13 protein-coding genes and 1 tRNA gene are annotated in these 15,569 nt (G+C 45.4%); 11 read left to right on the top strand and 3 right to left on the bottom strand.

The features are described 5' to 3' along the window. Positions 1–340: 340 nt before the first annotated feature. From DWW60_RS10820 to sstT, 4 genes are all read left to right on the top strand, one after another. On the top strand, positions 341–2,533 hold the full coding sequence (locus DWW60_RS10820; RefSeq protein ID WP_117875362.1) for an ABC transporter ATP-binding protein: 2,193 nt from the start codon (positions 341–343) through the stop codon (positions 2,531–2,533). 3 nt (positions 2,534–2,536) lie between these two features. Then, entirely contained in the window at positions 2,537–4,381 is a 1,845-nt protein-coding gene (locus DWW60_RS10815) for an ABC transporter ATP-binding protein (protein WP_117875361.1), read from the top strand. A 131-nt stretch (positions 4,382–4,512) separates the two neighbouring features. Continuing rightward, a complete protein-coding gene (locus DWW60_RS10810; protein ID WP_117875360.1) occupies positions 4,513–5,628 on the top strand; it encodes a 5-methyltetrahydropteroyltriglutamate--homocysteine S-methyltransferase in 1,116 nt (371 codons plus the stop codon). A gap of 246 nt (positions 5,629–5,874) precedes the next feature. Continuing rightward, positions 5,875–7,125, top strand: a complete 1,251-nt coding sequence (gene sstT / locus DWW60_RS10805) for a serine/threonine transporter SstT (protein WP_015533446.1) — start codon at positions 5,875–5,877, stop codon at positions 7,123–7,125. A gap of 64 nt (positions 7,126–7,189) precedes the next feature. On the opposite strand, the gene DWW60_RS10800 is transcribed toward sstT, so the two are convergent. Beyond that, positions 7,190–7,420, bottom strand: coding sequence for a hypothetical protein (locus DWW60_RS10800; RefSeq protein WP_117875359.1), 231 nt, complete (start codon positions 7,418–7,420; stop codon positions 7,190–7,192). A gap of 230 nt (positions 7,421–7,650) precedes the next feature. Here DWW60_RS10800 and DWW60_RS10795 point away from each other — a divergent pair, with 230 nt between their 5' ends. The 3 genes from DWW60_RS10795 to DWW60_RS10785 all read left to right on the top strand — a co-directional run bounded on the left by DWW60_RS10795 (position 7,651) and on the right by DWW60_RS10785 (position 10,005). Beyond that, positions 7,651–8,598, top strand: coding sequence for a hypothetical protein (locus DWW60_RS10795; protein WP_243002951.1), 948 nt, complete (start codon positions 7,651–7,653; stop codon positions 8,596–8,598). A 139-nt stretch (positions 8,599–8,737) separates the two neighbouring features. After that, the gene (locus DWW60_RS10790; RefSeq protein ID WP_055147939.1) at positions 8,738–9,505 is read left to right on the top strand and encodes a hypothetical protein; all 768 of its coding nucleotides are present in this window, start codon (positions 8,738–8,740) and stop codon (positions 9,503–9,505) included. Between the two features lie 71 nt (positions 9,506–9,576). Continuing rightward, positions 9,577–10,005: a hypothetical protein gene (locus tag DWW60_RS10785; RefSeq protein ID WP_004853714.1), complete on the top strand. Its 429-nt coding sequence runs from the start codon at positions 9,577–9,579 to the stop codon at positions 10,003–10,005. A 124-nt stretch (positions 10,006–10,129) separates the two neighbouring features. On the opposite strand, the gene DWW60_RS10780 is transcribed toward DWW60_RS10785, so the two are convergent. Next, a tRNA-Arg gene (locus DWW60_RS10780) sits at positions 10,130–10,203 on the bottom strand. Between the two features lie 124 nt (positions 10,204–10,327). Continuing rightward, positions 10,328–11,047 (bottom strand): GTP pyrophosphokinase, encoded by a 720-nt coding sequence (locus DWW60_RS10775; RefSeq protein WP_015533441.1) that lies wholly within the window; start codon positions 11,045–11,047, stop codon positions 10,328–10,330. 181 nt (positions 11,048–11,228) lie between these two features. Between DWW60_RS10775 and DWW60_RS10770 the strand changes: the two genes are divergently transcribed. The 4 genes from DWW60_RS10770 to DWW60_RS10755 all read left to right on the top strand — a co-directional run bounded on the left by DWW60_RS10770 (position 11,229) and on the right by DWW60_RS10755 (position 15,442). Beyond that, a complete protein-coding gene (locus DWW60_RS10770) occupies positions 11,229–12,170 on the top strand; it encodes a hypothetical protein (protein WP_117875358.1) in 942 nt (313 codons plus the stop codon). Between the two features lie 89 nt (positions 12,171–12,259). Next, positions 12,260–12,778, top strand: coding sequence for an RNA polymerase sigma factor (locus DWW60_RS10765; protein ID WP_015533439.1), 519 nt, complete (start codon positions 12,260–12,262; stop codon positions 12,776–12,778). Next, positions 12,775–13,485, top strand: coding sequence for a hypothetical protein (locus DWW60_RS10760; protein WP_117875357.1), 711 nt, complete (start codon positions 12,775–12,777; stop codon positions 13,483–13,485). Before DWW60_RS10765 ends, DWW60_RS10760 begins: the two co-directional genes overlap by 4 nt. Before the next feature lie 118 nt (positions 13,486–13,603). Beyond that, entirely contained in the window at positions 13,604–15,442 is a 1,839-nt protein-coding gene (locus DWW60_RS10755) for a vWA domain-containing protein (protein WP_117875356.1), read from the top strand. Positions 15,443–15,569: the final 127 nt, after the last annotated feature.

The following is a 15,569-nucleotide window of genomic DNA, read 5'->3' as shown; positions in this document are numbered from 1 at the left end:
ATTGACTGAGAATATATGCAATGATAAACTTTCAAAGATATTTAATTAAAGAAAGAATACGCTTGGAAATGTAAAGGGGAAAACAACGTCAGCTAAAGCATGGCATTTTCTCCGTCAGAAGAAAGCGTAGATATCAGATGAATGTATCCCTGCATAATGTATATTAACGTGTACAACATAACATCACCTGTACAGGACATTTGAGGCCACCGGTCCTTAGTACCGCTGTAGGCCGAAATGAGCGGGAGCGATCCGGTACAGGTGATGTTATGTTGTGCACATAGAAAGACTAGAGGGGGATACATTCATCTGATCAATAATTGTTCAAGGAGGAAATGACATGCAGATATTCAGAAATCTGAAGCCATATTGGAAGTCGGTCATTATCATAGCCCTTCTTCTCGTTCTGCAGGCATACTGTGATCTGTCACTTCCGGACTACACTTCAAAGCTCATAGATACCGGTATACAGAACTACGGTATAGAGAACTGTAGCCCAAAACAGATCCCGGAGAAAGCCTACAACGTGATAGACGGATTTATGGATGACGATGAGAAAGCCGTATGGGAGAAATATTATAAAGACGGTTCTGATGGTTATTATTATCTGACAGAAGACGGAGAGGAACACATAGAAGAAGTGGATGGTGCCTGTATGAAGGGGCTTATGATGTATTACTATCCATATCAGATGGTGAACTCTGATGAGGACAATGCAATTAAGGCAGGACTCGATAAGATGGGAATCACCCTTGACGATATGCCGGAGGAGATGTGGGCGCAGATCGGTGAACAGATGAAACCTACGGTTGACGGCATGCTCGACAGCATGGGTGAAGACTATATGGAATCCACAGCCATAGCATGTACAAGGATATGCTATGACAGCTTTGGCTACGATTATAAGGCAGGACAGATGTCATATCTGAAGTGGGCAGCGGTGAAGATGCTTGGGATGTCACTTCTCATGGCTGCAGCTGCGGTTCTCATAGGACTTGTGGCGTCGAGGGTTGCAGCAAGCGTTGCCTGCGGACTCAGAGAGAAGGTGTTCAACAAGGTTATCGCATTTTCGGATGCTGAGATCAACAAGTTCTCAACAGCATCCCTTATAACGAGATCTACAAATGATGTCCAGCAGATACAGATGGTCACTGTTATGATGCTCAGAATGGTTCTATATGCACCGATACTTTCTATTGGAGGCATCGTCAAGGTTGTTGAGAATGGAGCTGGAATGGGCTGGGTAATATTCATTGGCATAGCAGCAGTTGTGATTCTCATGGGAACGCTTATGGTCATCGCCATGCCAAAGTTTAAAGTTATGCAGACACTGGTGGACAGAGTAAACCTTGTGTCAAGAGAGATACTTACAGGTATCCCGGTTATCAGGGCATTTGGCAGGGAGGAACGCGAGGAAGAGAGATTCGATGAGGCAAATAAAGATCTGACGAAGAACACATTGTTCGTTAATAGAGTCATGACATTTGCAATGCCTATACTCATGTTCATCATGTATGCAATAAGCATACTTATAGAGTGGGTGGCAGCCCACAAGATCGATGCGGGTGTCCTTCAGGTAGGATCAATGACTGCATTTATTACATATACAATGCTTATCATTATGTCATTCCTTATGCTCAGCATGATGTCAGTCATGCTCCCTCGTGCCAGCGTGGCAGCAGACAGAATACAGGAGATCATAGATACGGATGTGACAGTTCAGGATGCAGCCGGAGCAAAGAAGCTTGAAGCACCAAGGGGTGTCGTAAAGTATGACAATGTCGCATTTGCATATCCGGGCGCAGATGAGAATGTACTTGAGAATATCTCATTTGAGGCCAAGCCTGGACAGACTACGGCGATCATAGGAAGTACCGGTTGTGGTAAGAGTACACTGGTTCAGCTCCTCCCGAGATTCTATGATGTTACGGAGGGCTCGATAACGATAGACGGACAGGATATAAGAGACCTCACCATGGAGAGCGTGAGACAGAATATCGGTTTTGTTCCGCAGAAGGGAATTCTGTTCTCGGGAACGATTGCGTCCAATATAAGATTCGGTGCACCGGATGCATCTGATGAAGATGTCAAGCTTGCAGCTGAGATTGCCCAGGCATCTGACTTCATAGAGGAGAAGGAGCACGGTTACGACAGTGCGGTTGCCCAGGGCGGTGGAAATGTGTCCGGTGGTCAGAAACAGCGTCTTGCTATAGCCAGAGCCATAGCGAGAAAGCCGAAGATCCTGATATTTGACGACAGCTTTTCAGCGCTTGATTTCAAGACGGATGTGGCAGTCAGAAAGGCACTTGGTGAGCACGTAAATGACAGCACGGTATTTATCGTTGCACAGCGTGTAAGCACTATACTCTCAGCAGATCAGATACTTGTGCTTGACGAGGGTACGATAGTCGGCAAGGGAACACACAAGGAACTCATGCAGACCTGTGAGGAGTACAGGCAGATAGCCGAGTCGCAGCTTTCCCCATCGGAGATAGCAGCCAGTCTTGGAACTGACTCAGAAAGGCAGGTGTAGGACATGGCAGAACAGAATCAGACAAATAATCAGAGAAGTTTCAGAGGCCCTAGAAGAGGCCACGGTCCTATGATGGGCGGCGAGAAAGCCAAGGACTTCAAGGGAACGATAGGAAAGTTATTTAGATACATAGGCAAGTACAAGGCAGCGGTTGTTGTCGTTGCTATATTTGCAATTGGAAGTACGGTATTCAACGTAGTATGTCCGAAGGTACTCGGCAAGGCGACAACAGCCCTGTCCGAGGGGATCATGAACAAGATAACAGGCAACGGCGGAATTGATTTCACGTATATCGGTAAGATATTGCTGTTCTGTCTTGGTCTGTATGTGCTGAGTGTGGCATTTAGCTTTGTACAGGGCTTCATCATGACCGGTATCACACAGAAGGTGTGCTACAGGATGAGACGTGAGGTGTCCGAGAAGATCAACAGGATGCCGATGAGCTACTTTGAGAGCAGAACCTATGGCGAGGTACTTTCAAGAATCACAAATGATATAGACACCATGGGAAATGGTCTGAACCAGAGTATCACACAGCTCATTACATCGGTTAGTACGGTCATCGGTGTAATCGTGATGATGCTCACGATCAGCCCGCTTATGACACTTATATCAGTGCTGATACTTCCGATAAGTATCATGCTCATGATGTTTGTCATCAAGAAATCCCAGAGATTCTTCAAGCAGCAGCAGGAATACGTGGGACACATAAACGGTCAGGTTGAAGAGGTGTATGGCGGACACAATGTCATAAAAGCGTTCAATAAGGAGAACGACGTTAGAAGAGAGTTCCATGAGACAAATGAGACTTTGTACAAGTCAGCATGGAAGTCACAGTTCTTATCAGGACTGATGCAGCCTATCATGATGTTTGTCGGCAATCTGGGTTATGTGGCAGTTGCCATATCAGGTGCGGCTCTGGCGATCAGAGGAACTATCCAGATAGGTGATATCCAGGCATTTATACAGTACGTGAAGAACCTCACACAGCCTGTTCAGCAGGTTGCCCAGGTCACAAATATGATGCAGCAGATGGCAGCAGCCGCTGAGCGAGTATTTGAACTTCTTGAAGAGAAAGAAGAGGAGCAGATAGTAGAGAATCCTGTATCCACAGAGGGAATCAAGGGTGAAGTTACATTTGAACATGTAAAGTTTGGCTACAATCCGGATCAGATCATCATCAAGGATTTCTCAGCCTATGTAAAACCGGGACAGCAGGTAGCTATAGTCGGACCTACCGGAGCGGGCAAGACCACCATGGTCAAGCTGCTCATGAGATTCTACGACGTGAATGGCGGTGCTATACTTCTGGACGGACACAATATTAAGGACTTCAACAGACGTGAGCTCAGGGATGTATTTGGCATGGTGCTTCAGGATACATGGCTGTTCAAGGGTACTATCATGGAGAATATCAGATACGGAAGACTGGACGCTACGGATGAGGAAGTTATCGCAGCGGCAAAGGCAGCTCATGCACATAGATTTATCTCGGCACTTCCGGGTGGATACAACATGGAGCTCAACGAGGAGATAACAAATATCTCCCAGGGACAGAAACAGCTCTTAACTATCGCAAGGGCAATTCTTGCTGACAATCCGGTTCTGATCCTTGATGAGGCTACATCGTCAGTCGATACGAGAACAGAACACAGGATTCAGAGAGCCATGGACAATCTGATGAAGGGCAGGACAAGCTTTGTCATAGCCCACAGACTGTCAACCATCAAGAATGCAGACATAATCCTTGTTATGAAGGACGGTGACATCATAGAGCAAGGTAACCATGACGAGCTCATGGCGCAGAATGGATTCTATGCGGATCTGTATAACTCGCAGTGGAGTTAAAGGATTTATAGATACCCATAGCTTAAAACTATGACGAGTCTCAAAATAATAGTATTTTCCATGGACAGCCTATCCTGCTAGAATATCCTCAAGTTAAGAAAACGAGAAAACACTACGGAGGATAAAGACATATGAGCAAATTACAGACACCTTTCAGATACGATTTTGTAGGAAGCTTTCTGAGACCACAGGCACTCAAGGATGCGAAGGCAGCATACAGGGACGGAAAGATCACCAAGGAGGAGTTCGACAAAGTTGTTAATGAGGAGATTACCAAGGTCGTTGCAAAGCAGAAGGAACTTGGATTCCATGCGATCACAGATGGCGAGTTCAGAAGAACATTCTGGCATCTTGACTTTATGTGGGGACTTGATGGAGTTGCCCATGAGAACACTGGAAATGGTGTGAAATTCGATGCAGAGCTTGCGGTTCTTGATGATACGTATCTTGTAGGTAAGATAAAGGCAAAGGCTCATCCATTTGTTGAATATTTCAAGTTCTTAAAGCAGTTCGAGGATGAGAATACAGTTGCAAAGTATACGATACCGGCTCCTGCACAGACATTCCAGCAGATGATAGTACCTGACAATATTGCAAACACAAGGAAGTTCTATCCTACAAATGAGGAGCTTATCCAGGATATCGGAAAGGCTTATCAGGATGTTATTAAGCAGTTCTATGATGCTGGATGCCGAAACCTGCAGCTTGACGATTGTACATGGGGAGCCATAGTGGGGGATGCAGCAAAGCAGAGATATAGGTCGCTTGGAATATCACTTGAGGATGTCAAGAAGGAGCTGCTTGCAGTGAACAATCTTGCCCTTGAAGGAAAGCCGGAGGATATGGTCATCACTTCACATATCTGCAGAGGAAATTACCACTCAACATTCTTCACAAGCGGTCCTTATGACACAGTTGCAGATTATGTATTTGCAAATGAGAATGTAGATGCGCTGTTCCTTGAGTATGACGATGAGAGATCGGGCGGATTTGCACCTCTTGCAAAGGTTTCAGAGAACAAGAAGGTCGTGCTCGGACTTATCACAACGAAATCTCCGGTTCTTGAGGATAAGGAGAAGGTCATTGCAAGGATCCATGAGGCTGCAAAGTATGTACCACTTGACAGATTATGCCTGAGCCCTCAGTGTGGATTTGCATCTTGTGAGATCGGAAACAAGCTGACAGAGGAAGAGCAGTGGGCAAAGCTCAAGCTCGTTAAGGAGATAGCAGAGGAAGTATGGTCATAAAATAGAGTATTATAAAAGTGAAGTGGCGGCGAACAGAAGCAAGAATCTGTTCGCCGCTTTTTGTGTTATGAAATCTGTTATATACAAGCCTGATCGATATATGATACTATTAAGAAACGCGGAATCCTTGCGGGAGTTATATTCCCAGTGCTTTTGCTCGTGAGGATACTTCTTCTGAGAAAGAAGAATGCTAAAGAAAATGTATGTTAAAAAGCAGAAATATAGATATAGTTAGGAGTTAGATTCATGAAAAAGATTGTAGAGATGTGGAATAGGGTGTCGCTGATCGCGAAGATATTGGTTGGAATAGTGATCGGTGCGGTGCTGGGACTTCTGGTGCCGGGGGCAACGGGAATAGGCCTGATCGGAACCATGTTCGTCAGGGCGCTCAAGGCAATTGCGCCGATACTGGTGTTTGCCCTTGTCATCAGCTCAATTGCAAATGCAGGAAAGGGAAATGGCCAGCAGTTCCGTATGGTGACGATCATGTATATGCTCAGCACGCTGTGCGCAGCGATAGTGGCGGTGAGCGCAAGTTTTATTTTTCCTGTAACCATGACACTGGACCTTGAATCATATCAGGCGGATGTCGTCCCATCGGGAATCATGGAGGTCCTCCAGAATCTTTTGCTCAACATCACCGATAATCCCGTAAATGCGATACTCAACGCAAATTATCTCTGCATACTTGCATGGGCACTTTTGTTTGGACTTGCCATGCGACGGACAAGCAAGTCTATAAAATCTGCACTTGTATCCATATCGGATGCGGTATCAACCGTCGTGAGGTGGATCATCGGGTGCGCACCATTTGGAATCATGGGACTTGTGTTCACGACAGTATCGGAGAGTGGATTGTCGATATTCAAGGAATATGGCAGATTGTTGCTTGTGCTTGTGGGCGCCATGCTTATGGTTGCATTGATCGTAGATCCGCTCCTTGCGACTATCGTCTTAAGGAGAAATGCATATCCACTTGCGTGGAGATGCCTCAGAGAGTCAGGTGTGACGGCGTTCTTCACCAGAAGTTCTGCGGCAAATATCCCAGTGAACATGTCACTTTGCAAAAGACTTGGACTTGACCCGGATGTGTATTCGGTATCCATACCGCTTGGCGCGACCATCAATATGGATGGTGCCGCCATCACTATAACTATAATGGCGCTTTCCGTTGCAAATACCATGGGAGTGTCGGTTGACGTTCCGACAGCACTCATGCTCAGTCTTATGGCAACCCTTGGCGCGTGCGGTGCCTCAGGTGTTGCGGGAGGTTCGCTGTTGCTCATTCCTATGGCGTGCTCGCTGTTTGGAATCCCACAGGATATATCCATGCAGGCTGTTGCTGTCGGAATGATCATCGGAGTGGTCCAGGATTCACTTGAGACGGCAATCAACTCATCGGGAGATGTACTCTTTGCCGCTACAGCGGAGTACAGACAGTGGCAAAAGGACGGCAGAGAGTTTAAGATAGGCGCCATCGTGAATCCAGATGAGTAGGATATTCCCATATAAAAAATAACCGGGCATGTTCAGGAAGAAACATACCCGGTTGTTTTTGTCTTTATATTCCCCGTATCCCTGATTCCACAATTCCATTTGAATCTTTAGAGATTCCCTCAAGAACATGCGGAATTACCAACATATCCGTTCCGCATTTAGGACATGCCGCAATTCCCAGCAGTTCGCTGGTGCTTTCCAGACGATATTCAGACTGATATTCTATACCATCTTTCTGCCACATAAAAATGTGTCCGCATTTGAAACACTTAACTTCCCTGAATGTATTCCCCATAATAAATAATAACCTCCGTTGCAGTTTGTTTGTATTGCCTACAGAAACTTATCCAGCTCCGCATCGACATTCTTCCTCTTTTTGATCTTTGGGTGGTCGATGACTCTTTCAAATATACAATATCCTAAACATGGTTTGCAACAGATGAAGAACTTTTATATAATTGTAGACAGTATGCGGAAATTAAGATAACATATGAGAACTGAAAGAAAAACAGGAAAATGAACACTATGGGGAATGAGCCATTGTCTGGCAGATCAAAGCCAGAGACAGGTAATAACAAAACAGAATACAAGGCACATTACCATCTGCCCGGACTTTTTGAATTCTACGAGCTGTACAAGGTATTCCTGCCACTATACCGTGAGCACAGGGAATATTTTTACGACTGGTGTGATATCGGCTCGGTGTATGGCGCACCGGGTGACTGCCTCTGGGGCGGTGGCAGAGTGGGATATGGTGACAGCGGTGCCAGAGATGTGCTGGAGCTTATGAGTGAGTATGGAATATCGGCGAGGCTGACCTTCAGCAACTCATTGTTAAGACCGGAAAATCTTGCGGATAAACGGTGTAATGATTTGTGCAGAGCGTTTGAGAAGGGGGATATTCAAAACGGTGTCATAGTCCATTCGGATCTGTTGCTCGACTATCTTCGGGAGAATTATCCGGGGCTGTATATGGTTTCATCTACAACAAAGGTCATTACGGACTTTGACCAGTTTTCGGCAGAGCTTGACCGGGATGAATTCCGATATGTTGTGCCGGATTTCCGGCTGAACAAATCATTTGACAGGCTGGGGGCGCTTACGCAAAAGCAGAAAGACAAGGTGGAATTCCTGTGCAACGAATGCTGTTGGTTCTCCTGTCAGGACAGGAAAGCCTGCTATGAGGATGTGAGCCGTATGGCTCTCGGTGAGAAATCAATTCACCGCTGTACATCGCCGAACGCAGCAGGTGGCTATCGTTTCTCAAAAGCGATGGAGAATCCGGGATTTATAGGTATAGATGATATAAGGAACATTTGCCTGCCGATGGGATTTTCCAATTTCAAGATAGAGGGAAGAGGTCTTGGAAGTGCCATAGTGCTGGAATTTCTGCTATACTATATGACAAAGCCAGAGTACCAGCTGAGGGTAAGAGAAGAGATATATCTTGACAATACGCTGGATCTGTTCTAGGCGCGCGCGGGCAGTAGTCAGGGGCTGCGGATAGCATGGGAGGATAATATAGGCAGTCGATATGTATTTGAAATCTGCAGAGTATGTTTCGTAGCTCGTGGAGATAACAGAAAATTCCTGATCGAAGGGGGAAATGTATATGGAGAGAATAAAGAATTTATCCAGGACGCAAAAGGTTCTGATGAGCATTATAGTGGCAATGATCATAGCATTTTCCATAATTTATCCGATTATAATGTCCATAAAGGGAATAGAATTCAGGGGTGACTTTCTGACCCGAAAAGAAGAACAGGGAAATGTGACATATACAGATGGACATACAAGTATCATAGTATATGATGACCAGAGCATAGAATTTAAGTGTTATCATCGATTTACAGGAGATGGGTATAGAGACGTAACATATGGACCATATAGCTGGATGGAGGATTATTCTGCCATACCGGCAGGGACGGAGAACGGCATGTTATCATCTGATGATTATATCGGAGTAAAGATCATGGCGGGTGATAAGGTGTTTTTTAGAGGCGCTGTCTCAAAAGATGGATACATGGTATACAATGCGGACGGCACGATGACCAACGAGTTTGATGTGGTTTTAGGAGATTATTATGCAAATCCGCCGGATATTTATGAAATAGTGAAGTTTATTACTGGTCCGCAGACTACAAACAGAGGAAATATAGTATTATATATATTCGGAATCATTATATGCATCATTGCGGTCGTAAGTATGCTGTTTCCAGATGAACTTTTCAGATTGGCCATGTGGCCCAGGGTGAGAAACCTGTATGATGTTGAGCCGTCTGACTGGGAACTTACAGTCCGTGTTATCGAGTGGTATGTGCTTACGATTGGTGCATTTGTGGTATTTGTGATCGGACTTACGATGGGCAGTGTGACGTGACGACTCCGGACGAGTGATAGACAAAAGCGCTTAGCATATAGACAAATAGATGAAAGGATAACTTGAACAATATGGCATACACACCGAATGATATATATGATTATATAATTGAGAATGACAGGGAATCAGAATTCCTGCAGGCGATAACACTCCATAAACAGAACTTTTCCATAGGAGAGATTACAGACAGGCGTTTTCTCGTAAAAGAAGACAAGACGGTAAAGTTTATATCAAAGATGTATAAGATAAATATACAGATCACGGATGACGACATCATAACAGCGGTCATGAATGGCCTCTATGTGAGTGCATTTATCTCAAGACAGGGCGATGCCTACAATGTGCATTTTCTCGTACATGCGTATCCGGAAAATATGAAGTCGCAGTTTGACGAAGAGATATTAAAGGAAGTCCTGCGATACATGATCATGATGACTATTGTACGGCTGAGACTGGATACGCCGGAGAAGGTGGAAGAATATCTGGGGAGCAGGGAGTAGCACTTTATGTAAATAAAGCTTATAGCCGCACCCCTGGCTTTTTTTATGAATAATATTTGGCTGTTATAAAGTAGTTTTGATGAAACAAAAAAGCTGTCTGAAATAATTCAGACAGCTTCTGTCACGTGCGCAAGAGGATTCGAACCCCCGACACCTTGGTCCGTAGCCAAGTGCTCTATCCAGCTGAGCTATGCACACATGTTGATTAACAACATCAGTTATATTACAACAGGTTTGAGCAAATGTCAAATAAAAAGTTGCAAATATTTCAATTTTTTCATTCAACCTGAGGTTGAAAAATATCAGTAATAAATAACTGTAGTTATTCTTCAGGTGATTCTCTCTTAAGTTCAGGAATATACCTCTGACCATATATGCTGTTCTTGATGGACTGCATCTCAAGGTCTGTTGCGGATATCACATCTGCGCATTTCTTAAGTCTTGCGGATATCATGTCTACGTTCGGGATATCCTTCTTATATCTGAGCTGGTGATCTAGGCTCGCCCAGAAGTCCATCGCGATTGTTCTGATCTGTACCTCCACACGCATATTCCTTGTGTGGTCTGCGAAGAACACAGGAATCTCGACTATGACATGCAGACTGCGGTAGCCATTTGGCTTTGGATGCGATATGTAGTCTTTTGCCTCGATCAGGGTGATGTCGTCCTGACTTATGAGCTTTTCTGCCACCATGTATATGTCATCGATGAATGGGCAGATGACTCTTATTCCGGCGACGTCATCCAGATTGTTCAGTATACTTGCACATGTAACCGGACAGCCCTTGCTTGCAAGCTTTTTGGCAATGCTGACAGGCTTTTTGATCCTTGACTGTATGAATTCTATAGGATTTCTCTTATATCTTACGCTGAAATCATCGTTCAGCACTTCAAATTTTGTCTTCACCTCTCTGATGGCACATGAATACATCATCATGATCTCCTCAAAACTCTGCATCTCCTGCATGAAAGGATTTTCCTCCGGGCGCAGGAGTGAATTGATGTATTTGCTGTTCAGAGCGTTTGTCTGTATTGATTCCATAACTCCTCCAAAATGTAAAAAAACTGGAATGGTGTGTCCTGTTGCACAACTATGTGTATTATACTACATTCCACTTGTGCTTAAAAATAAAATTTTATAAAATACCTGTGAATGATCAATAAATACTGACAGGCATAATCCTTTTGCTTTGTTTGTCAGTTCACAGAGTCAGGAGAAGACAATGAGCTATTTTGATGAGATGATCGCCATGGAGCGTATACCGGATTCCTATGTGGGATGGGAACAGTACAGACGTGAGGTGACGGAATATATAGAAAATAACTGCCGGGTAAAAAAAGAATCCGGGCAGGATGCAGATGCAGCGAATTCAAAGCCTGTGCTTGCACTGTGGGGAATAGGGCCGGCCGGCGATATAGATATAGGAAGATTGGCAGATAATTACAGGCTGGTGCTCATAGACAGAGACAGGGAAGCTGTGCTTTCGGCAGTCAGGGAATATGGGCTGAAGGAACAGGATTATATAATAGCGGATATTCCATTCTGGCATGTAGACGATGACCAGTACCGCTTGTATGAGGCGATGCTTGAGGACTGTGAGGACACCGAGCATATACTTGAGTTCCTGACAGGCATAGCGACTGCCAATTCCGGTAAATATATTGGCAGAACGGAACCTGGGGATATAGTAAATGACACCGACAGGTATCTTGATATATTTGATTACAGTGTGGCGGTCGGGCTTCACAGCCAGCTCAATTCCAGATTTGCGGCATTGCTTTACCACTACAGGGACAATTATCATGACGAGGATCTTAGACTCATAAGCAGTGCCATCTCGGGGCTGAACGAGGCGGCGGTGGAGAGACTCAATGACTACATGTACCATATGACAAAGGATGTCCTCATATATGGATATGAGGTCGCTGCATGTGAGGATCAGACATGCGCAGAGAAGCTTGCAAATGCATTTGACAGGCGGGATGTGGAGACGATGAAGTCGGTGGAGCACATAGAAGGTGTGGCACAGCTCATGAAGGATATGTCGCTTCATATGAACTACGACGTGGAGCTGGTTGACAGCCGCCATATGGTATGGCCATTTGACACGGCCGGTGGCAGGAAAAATTACGTGATGGGATTTGCCGCCATGCGGAAGATATGATGTTGTAAATAGGCGGAAAAGATTAAAAAGTTAAATGACATTCCATAAAAATCAGTTGATATAACGTATATTATCATGAGGAGGGAGCTATGACAGACAGAGAATTTGAACAGTGCATGTCTGCGATGGCGGCGGGCGACAGGGATAGCCTGCGGCACATATATGATGCGTATCTGAAGCTCATATATGCTGTGGTGTACGACACCATAGGACAGCGCGAGGAGGCTGAGGATGTGACATCGGAATTCTTCATCAAGCTGTATAGCATTGCGGGAAGCTATAAGCCGGGAAATGGACATAAGAAATGGTTGGTCACGATCGCCCGGAATATGGCGGTGGACAGGATCAGGAAGATAGACCGTGAGGCTCTGGTGGATGAGATACCGGAGACTGGGCAGAGTGGCAGCATGGAGGAACAGGTTGTGAACAGCGTGTCACTGAAGGTGGCCATGGAGTCGCTTAAGCCTGATGAGCGGGAGATAGTTGATATGAAGGTGGCTGGAGGATTTACCTTCAGAGAGATATCAGAGATAGTTGGCAAGCCGATGGGAACAGTCACGTGGCTTTACAACAGTGCGATTAAGAGACTTAGGAGGTGCAGACTATGAACAGACATGAAGATGAACTGGAAAAGGAAATAGCTGACAAATATATAGAGAATATGGATGCACCTGATCTCTGGGGAAAAATAGAGGCAGGACTTGATGCGGTGGATGCGCATCGGGTGCAGGATAAGAAATCTGGAGATAAGAAGTTTGGAGTCAAGAAAGACCGTAAAGACAGGAACAGAAGAACCATCCAGATCGTTTCCGGTCTTGTGGCAGCGGCAGTGGTGTGTGTGCTGATCGTAGCCGGACCGTTAAGGAACAGCCGTAAGAGGGCAAGCGATAAGACAGCGCAGGACAACAGTGTGAAGGTGACTTCGAATGAAAGTTATTATGCACAAGAAAGTGACGCGGCTGCGGCAGACGATATTCAAAGCGATGCTGCTGAAATGGCAGAAAACGCCACGGCGAGTTATGATGTACAGAGAAATACTGATGCTCAGAATTCTGTGAATAGTGCTGACTATATCCCCATGATCATGTTGGATGGTGTGCTCTACAGGGACACATACGACATGGTCGATGCTGACAGCGTGGATGAGAGCAAAGCGGCCTACGCTGAGAGCTACACCGATGGCGTGCCGGCAAATGACGGCGAGGTCAACTTTGACATGAACCCATCCAGAAACTCAGCCTACATTGTGTGTGATGATGGCAGCCTTGTAGTGAAGGTTGAGGGCAACTGGTACAGATTTGAGAGGGCAGAATAGCACAAACAAATCAAAAATTAAAAAATACAGAAATTACCATAAAAAATAATAATCCCTTCGTATATAGAATATAAAGCTTGACCGGTAGCTTGAAATTCATATTACGGAGGGATTTTTTATGATGAAATATAATTCAAAAATATTTGCAAGATCCATATGCGCAGTTATGGTAGGGGTTATGATGGTAGGAGGTCTTACGGGCTGTGGTAACGATGATGCAGTAGATGGCAGGGGAATGCGCCTTGAAAAACAAAATGGGGATAAGACAGAGATAACAGGGATCGCAGAAAAGTACAGGGAAAAAGAAAGTAAGCAAAAAAAGAAGTCGTTGCAGGACAATGGCTTGAGTGGAATATTCAACAGTACGTCGAATGATGTTATGTATGCGGAGGAAGCTTGTGATGTGGCAACAGTCGATGGAGATACAGCGATGGTGACAGATACTTCAAATTCTATGTATACAGAGATCGCCTACGATACGAGAGAGTATGACAGCGTGGCGGAGAATGGATTTGTATCCACATCGGACAGACCTCTCTCCACATTTGCGGCGGACAGGGATACGGCATCATACAGCAACGTCAGGTCGTATATAGAGTCAGGCTGTCTCCCACCGGACGGAGCGGTGAGAATAGAAGAGATGCTGAACTATTTTACCTATGACTACAGAAGGAAGCCTGAGGATGGAGAGAAGTTCTCCATATACACAGAATATTCGGACTGCCCGTGGAATAAGGCCACAAAGCTCATGATGGTTGGAATCAACACGGATGAAATAGATTTTGGAGACAAGAAGCCTTCAAATCTGGTGTTCCTGATCGACACCTCGGGATCCATGTATGAAGATAACAAACTCCCACTCGTGCAGCAGTCATTTGCCATGCTGGCGGAGAATCTGGATGAGAACGACAAGGTGAGCATAGTCACATATGCGGGTGAGGATACGGTGGTGCTCTCGGGCACATCCGGCTCAGAGCAGTACACGATAAATGAGGCGCTTTCAAGTATGACAGCCGAGGGCTGTACCAACGGCGGAGATGCCATCATCACAGCTTACGAGCTGGCGGAGAAGAACTTTATAGAGGGAGGCAACAACCGTGTCATACTTGCAACGGACGGGGATCTGAACGTGGGGCTTACCAGTGAGAGCGACCTTGTGGATCTGATAACCGAGGAGAAGAAGGAAAACAACATTTTTCTCAGCGTGCTTGGGTTTGGAACGGACAATTTGAAGGACAACAAGCTTGAGGCTCTTGCTGATAATGGTGATGGAAGCTATGCGTTTATAGATTCTGCGTATGAGGCAAAGAAGGTGCTGGTGGACGAGATGGGCGGAACTCTGAACACCGTTGCCAAGGATGTGAAGTTTCAGATAGAGGTCAATCCGGCAAATGTCAAGGGTTACAGGCAGATAGGTTATGAGAACTGCGCCCTTGCGGATGCGGACTTTGCAAATGACGCTGTGGACGGCGGCGAGATAGGCGCAGGACATATGGTGACGGTGCTCTATGAGATAGTGCCTGCGGGATCAGACTTCGATGTGCCTGCAGCCGAGCACAAATACGGACAGGATTCCAATCAGGCAAATACATCGGAGACTGCATCACAAGACGTTAAGGATAAGTCTGATAGCGCAGAGGACTATACCGGTGAGCTTGCGACAGTGAACGTAAGATACAAGGAGCCGGATGGGGATAAGAGCAGTCTTGTGAGCCGTGTGGTGAAGACTGACAGCTACAGCAGCGAAATGTCCGTTGACATGAGTGCGGCAAGTGCCGTGGCGGCCTATGGTATGATCCTCAAAAACAGTGAGTATGTGGGTTCTGCAGATTTTGATATGGTTATGGCTCTTGTTGGCGGTAAGGTGGACAGTTCAGCCGGCAGTGGCGATATTATCGATATGCAGTGGCAGGGCTTTGCAGACATGGTACGTCAGACGCAGAATATAACTGACTAGGAAAAATGTCGATAAGAGGAGCTGTTCGATATGGCTTTGTAATCACACTTTGTAATCACATTGTATAAAACTCTTTTATTTTATTGATAATTCTTGTATAATAACAAATTAGAGTGTCAATTAAGAC

Source organism: Coprococcus sp. AF16-22 (genome assembly GCF_003461545.1).
In the GTDB taxonomy this organism is placed as follows: domain Bacteria; phylum Bacillota; class Clostridia; order Lachnospirales; family Lachnospiraceae; genus Coprococcus; species Coprococcus aceti.
This window is presented reverse-complemented; position numbering and strand designations above follow the sequence as displayed.

Bases quoted from the DNA above. Each gene is read 5' to 3' on its own strand.
- DWW60_RS10765 (WP_015533439.1), top strand. From the start codon at position 12,260: ATGACAGACAGAGAATTTGAACAGTGCATGTCTGCGATGGCGGCGGGC.
- DWW60_RS10815 (WP_117875361.1), top strand. From the start codon at position 2,537: ATGGCAGAACAGAATCAGACAAATAATCAGAGAAGTTTCAGAGGCCCT.
- DWW60_RS10810 (WP_117875360.1), top strand. From the start codon at position 4,513: ATGAGCAAATTACAGACACCTTTCAGATACGATTTTGTAGGAAGCTTT.
- DWW60_RS10790 (WP_055147939.1), top strand. From the start codon at position 8,738: ATGGAGAGAATAAAGAATTTATCCAGGACGCAAAAGGTTCTGATGAGC.
- DWW60_RS10770 (WP_117875358.1), top strand. From the start codon at position 11,229: ATGAGCTATTTTGATGAGATGATCGCCATGGAGCGTATACCGGATTCC.
- DWW60_RS10760 (WP_117875357.1), top strand. From the start codon at position 12,775: ATGAACAGACATGAAGATGAACTGGAAAAGGAAATAGCTGACAAATAT.
- DWW60_RS10820 (WP_117875362.1), top strand. From the start codon at position 341: ATGCAGATATTCAGAAATCTGAAGCCATATTGGAAGTCGGTCATTATC.
- DWW60_RS10755 (WP_117875356.1), top strand. From the start codon at position 13,604: ATGATGAAATATAATTCAAAAATATTTGCAAGATCCATATGCGCAGTT.
- DWW60_RS10795 (WP_243002951.1), top strand. From the start codon at position 7,651: ATGGGGAATGAGCCATTGTCTGGCAGATCAAAGCCAGAGACAGGTAAT.
- DWW60_RS10775 (WP_015533441.1), bottom strand. From the start codon at position 11,047: ATGGAATCAATACAGACAAACGCTCTGAACAGCAAATACATCAATTCA.
- sstT (WP_015533446.1), top strand. From the start codon at position 5,875: ATGAAAAAGATTGTAGAGATGTGGAATAGGGTGTCGCTGATCGCGAAG.
- DWW60_RS10800 (WP_117875359.1), bottom strand. From the start codon at position 7,420: ATGGGGAATACATTCAGGGAAGTTAAGTGTTTCAAATGCGGACACATT.
- DWW60_RS10785 (WP_004853714.1), top strand. From the start codon at position 9,577: ATGGCATACACACCGAATGATATATATGATTATATAATTGAGAATGAC.